This window comes from Sulfuricurvum sp. RIFOXYD12_FULL_44_77 (assembly GCF_001830725.1).
GTDB lineage: Bacteria > Campylobacterota > Campylobacteria > Campylobacterales > Sulfurimonadaceae > Sulfuricurvum > Sulfuricurvum kujiense_A.
Map to the genome: position 1 here is coordinate 1 of NZ_MIBU01000106.1, position 3,820 is coordinate 3,820.

Sequence of the window (3,820 nt, forward strand, 5' to 3'; positions counted from 1 at the left end):
CGATATCTTTTTGCAGACGTATCGTTTCACTTTGTTTTTTGGCATCGGCATATTTGATCTGATAGGTGATTCCGCCGGAACGGAAAATATCTTGTGAGATGGAGGCAGAGAGGGTTTCGGTATCGCTGTGATAGCCGCCTTGGGGACTTTTATCATAATCATAGATAGCATTCAAATTGAGGGGAGAAATCCAGTTATATCGGAGCTTTTGGTGCTCGGATTCATAGATATCTTGCTGATATTTTAGAACCGTTTTCTTTTCAGGAGAGAGAAGCGACACTGTATCAGCACTGAGCAATGATAATGGGATAAGGGCTAGAAATAATGGGTTCCGTTTCATACTTTCATTGTAATCTATTTTCGGTAATTTTAATGTAAACGAATTTTAAATATTTGGTAACAAATTTAGTAAAGGAAAAAAAATATCATTTAAGTGATAACCTTCTATCATAGTCAAAATTATTTGAAGGAATTAAAATGAAAATTTTCATCGCTGTCGTTGCAAGTGCTATATCGCTCTTGGCCATCGAGCCGATTGTCACTCCCCAATGGCTGAATGAGCATAAAAATGATCCTAAACTTCGTATCGTTGAAGTATCTGAGGGAGATTTGTACGGATTCGAGCATATTCCGAGCGCCGCACATACAGCGATAGCCAAATGGCGTTTTGATAACGGAACCTTTCTCTCCATCCGTCCGGTAGTGGAGATCGAAAAAGAGATTTCACGTTTGGGAATCGATGAAAACAGCGATGTGGTTCTTTATGCTCCGATCAATGAGGCTAAAGACCTTCTCAAAGCCAGCTATATTTATTGGGCACTTAACTATCACGGAATTAAAAATGTCGCATTGCTCGATGGCGGACTAAAAGTGTGGAAAAACAATAAATTAGAACTCACCCAAGCGGAATCCTCTATCAAAGCGACCGCGTTTAAAGCTAAAATTGACAAAGAGAAAATCGCCGATATCACCTACGTAAAAAATCATCTCGGTAAACTTCCGATGATCGATGCCCGTCCGAGCGATATGTATTTAGGCGTCACCCCGACCCCGACGGTCAAACGTAACGGTCATATCAAAGGCGGTATGAGCTACTCATGGAATTACTCCGTAGATAAAGAGTATATCCTCAAACCTAAAGCGATGTTGGAGAGTGTTTTCAAAGAGGGGTACGGATTGGATAAAAACAAAGAGGTTCTCGTCTATTGTACGGGTGGTTTAGAGACGTCGTTTAACTACTTTGTCCTCAGCGGCGTGCTCGGATATAAAAATGTCCGTTTGTACGATGCGTCGATGAAAGAGTGGGGTAACCGTGACGATACCCCGATGAGTCAGTATCGATATGAGATGTTTAAGAAGTAGGTTTCGTCATTCCGTGCTACGACACGGAATCCATCCCTTTCCCGTCATTCCAGACCTGATCGGGAATCCAGCTCTCTATTTGTAATTTAATTTAAGAAAAGTGAAGATTGAATACATGACCCTTATGTTATGTTCTCTGGAAATTTAAATAAATTTAATCCAATGCTCTTCGGAAATGATACGGATTGAAACTTCACCCGTATCTCTCAACTCCATAGCCATCTCAATTTTTCTGCCGTGTGTTGAGTGTATCCAATCTCTACTGCCGATAATACCAATTATAAGATAGTCCGTTTTTTGGGTAGGAGCTTTTACACATTTCCCCCCTTTACTCTCGATAAGTTTGGTTACATTGTCACGTGAACCTACGGTAAATGTCCCAGTAAGACAAAAAATGCGGTTTTCGAATTCAATATCAGGTGGAGGGGTGTCTAGTGGCAGATTAGATGCCATACTTTGAACCGTATCGGCTACATTTTCACCGCCTGTAATCTGTTTTAAAAGTGTAAAAAGTTCTTCTTTTTCTGTTTCATCTAAAACACCATCGGCAAGATATTCCTTAACGCGTGAGTATAAAATATTTGCCGGCCATTGATGTGCCGCGCTTTGGTTTGCTTCCATCCAATGAAGTAAAAAATCTGCCTCTGCCTGGACAATAGAACCATCAGCAATCATACCTTTACATAAACCTATTAATTCATCTATATTCCGTTCTGCAATTCTTGCCGAGCTGATAGTAGCGACGATAGGTTGACCAGTTTCCTTATTAGAAATTATTTTTTTATTATTCAAACAAATACCTCCAAATTCACATAAAATTTAATAATAGTATACAGCTCATACTTTAAAGAACATTTACAATGCGCTTGATATTTGGGAATGGAAAACGAGGATATGCTACAAGAAAAGAGTAAAAAGTAGAGGTCAAATGATACCTATAGGCATAAGCTAAACGATGATGAGGGGGGGCAAGGGGTAAAACCCCTTGGCTATGTCAGGATCACCTGAGCATAGGTGCAAAAATACACATAAGAAATAGTGCAAGTATCATCTTATCCATAAAGACCCCCTCATTGTAGTTTTTGGAGGACAAAAAAAAAGGGGCAGAGGTTTCGAACCCTCCGCCCCTATTATGTCGCTCCATTAACTACAATGAAAAGTGATACTTGCAATAAGAATTATATCACATATAAATAAACTTTAATCGCTTTTCATACTCTTCGGCTCGCAGAGATATTTTTTATTTTTGGCAACCCGAGCACATTTTTCACAGATAAATTTCGGCTTTTTGACAATTTTCAGGATCTTTTTGAAATCGGTCGTGAATTCATTTTTTTTGAGTTTGCATAGTGTTTTCATAATAACCTACGCATCCCCAAAAAGGGGATAAAATTAATCTAAATGTTCCCGTTTGAAATATTCTCGTCCCGCTTTGCACAGCGGACACGCAACCGGAGCTTTTTTCCCTCGGTGGATATGTCCGCATACTTCGCACACCCAAATCTCATCTTCTTCACTGGCAAAGAAACCATCGGCGATCAATGCCTCTTTGAGTGCGGCGTATTCGCGTTCATGCTCCACTTCGACTTTGCCGATGGCAGTAAAAAGCCGTGCTAACTCTTTATGTCCTTCTGCGGTTGCGATTTCGGCAAAGTTTGGGTACATCACCGTGTGTTCATAGTTCTCTCCACCCATAGCACTGTCGAGATTCGCAGCCGTCGTATCGACATCACAGCCGTGGATCAGTTTATGATACGCTTTGTACTCGGCACGGGCGTGGTACATCTCATTATGTGCCGCTTCTCGAAAGTGGCGTTCAACCGCGTGCCATCCTTCATCATGGGCGATATCGGCAAACAGCTCGTATTTGTTCCGCGCCATACTCTCACCGCCGAATGCTTTCATCAGGTTGACTGCCGTGAGACTCTTTGTGATCATCTCCATTTCATGGCCACAGCAGACGAGGGTTCCTCCTCCTACGTGTTGCACTTCGACTTCATTTCCGCAGATGTTACAGTGGTAGGTTTCGTATTGACGCATAATGACTCCCTTCAGGTTATTAACAATTGTAATGGAGTTTATATAAGATTGCATTAACGACGTATTAATCGATTTCGACTTTACTCACGAGATAGGATAAAATAGCGATAATTTATATTTATTTACTATAGGAATAATGTGTTTTACCGTCCCCTCATACTTCTTACCTGTACCCTCTCTTTTTCTTGTGCCGAGGAGATACTTAAGCTCGATAAAATTTCGGTAGAAGAGACGTACAGTGTCATCGAAGAGCGCAAAGAAAACTCAATAGCCAAACGTATTATTAAAGGCGAAGAGCTCACCCAATACGGTGATATGAATGCATTGGAGATGCTAAAACGTACGCCGGGTGTAACGATACCGCAGGGCAAGGGAAAAAAAGGCTCACCCGGTAAAGGGTATACGAAAGTATTGATTG

5 protein-coding genes and 1 pseudogene are annotated in these 3,820 nt (G+C 41.0%); 2 read left to right on the top strand and 4 right to left on the bottom strand.

Annotated features, from left to right (window positions below; genetic code table 11):
- A pseudogene (locus tag A2517_RS04580) lies at positions 1-340 on the bottom strand (TolC family protein); the annotation flags it as partial.
- A 137-nt stretch (positions 341-477) separates the two neighbouring features.
- Between A2517_RS04580 and A2517_RS04585 the strand changes: the two are divergent.
- Positions 478-1,362, top strand: a complete 885-nt coding sequence (locus A2517_RS04585; protein ID WP_294894597.1) for a sulfurtransferase — start codon at positions 478-480, stop codon at positions 1,360-1,362.
- 144 nt (positions 1,363-1,506) lie between these two features.
- Here the strand turns inward: A2517_RS04585 and A2517_RS04590 are convergent, their stop codons facing one another.
- From A2517_RS04590 to A2517_RS04600, 3 genes are all read right to left on the bottom strand, one after another.
- Complete coding sequence (locus tag A2517_RS04590) at positions 1,507-2,154, bottom strand: BRCT domain-containing protein (RefSeq protein WP_294894599.1); 648 nt, start codon at positions 2,152-2,154, stop codon at positions 1,507-1,509.
- A gap of 408 nt (positions 2,155-2,562) precedes the next feature.
- A complete protein-coding gene (locus A2517_RS04595; RefSeq protein WP_294894601.1) occupies positions 2,563-2,721 on the bottom strand; it encodes a hypothetical protein in 159 nt (52 codons plus the stop codon).
- A 33-nt stretch (positions 2,722-2,754) separates the two neighbouring features.
- The gene (locus tag A2517_RS04600; RefSeq protein ID WP_294894603.1) at positions 2,755-3,402 is read right to left on the bottom strand and encodes a ferritin family protein; all 648 of its coding nucleotides are present in this window, start codon (positions 3,400-3,402) and stop codon (positions 2,755-2,757) included.
- Positions 3,403-3,540: 138 nt separating this feature from the next.
- Here A2517_RS04600 and A2517_RS04605 point away from each other — a divergent pair.
- On the top strand, positions 3,541-3,820 hold a 280-nt coding region (locus A2517_RS04605; RefSeq protein ID WP_294894605.1), incomplete at its 3' end, for a hypothetical protein.

Bases quoted from the DNA above. Each gene is read 5' to 3' on its own strand.
- A2517_RS04585 (WP_294894597.1), top strand. From the start codon at position 478: ATGAAAATTTTCATCGCTGTCGTTGCAAGTGCTATATCGCTCTTGGCC.
- A2517_RS04595 (WP_294894601.1), bottom strand. From the start codon at position 2,721: ATGAAAACACTATGCAAACTCAAAAAAAATGAATTCACGACCGATTTC.
- A2517_RS04600 (WP_294894603.1), bottom strand. From the start codon at position 3,402: ATGCGTCAATACGAAACCTACCACTGTAACATCTGCGGAAATGAAGTC.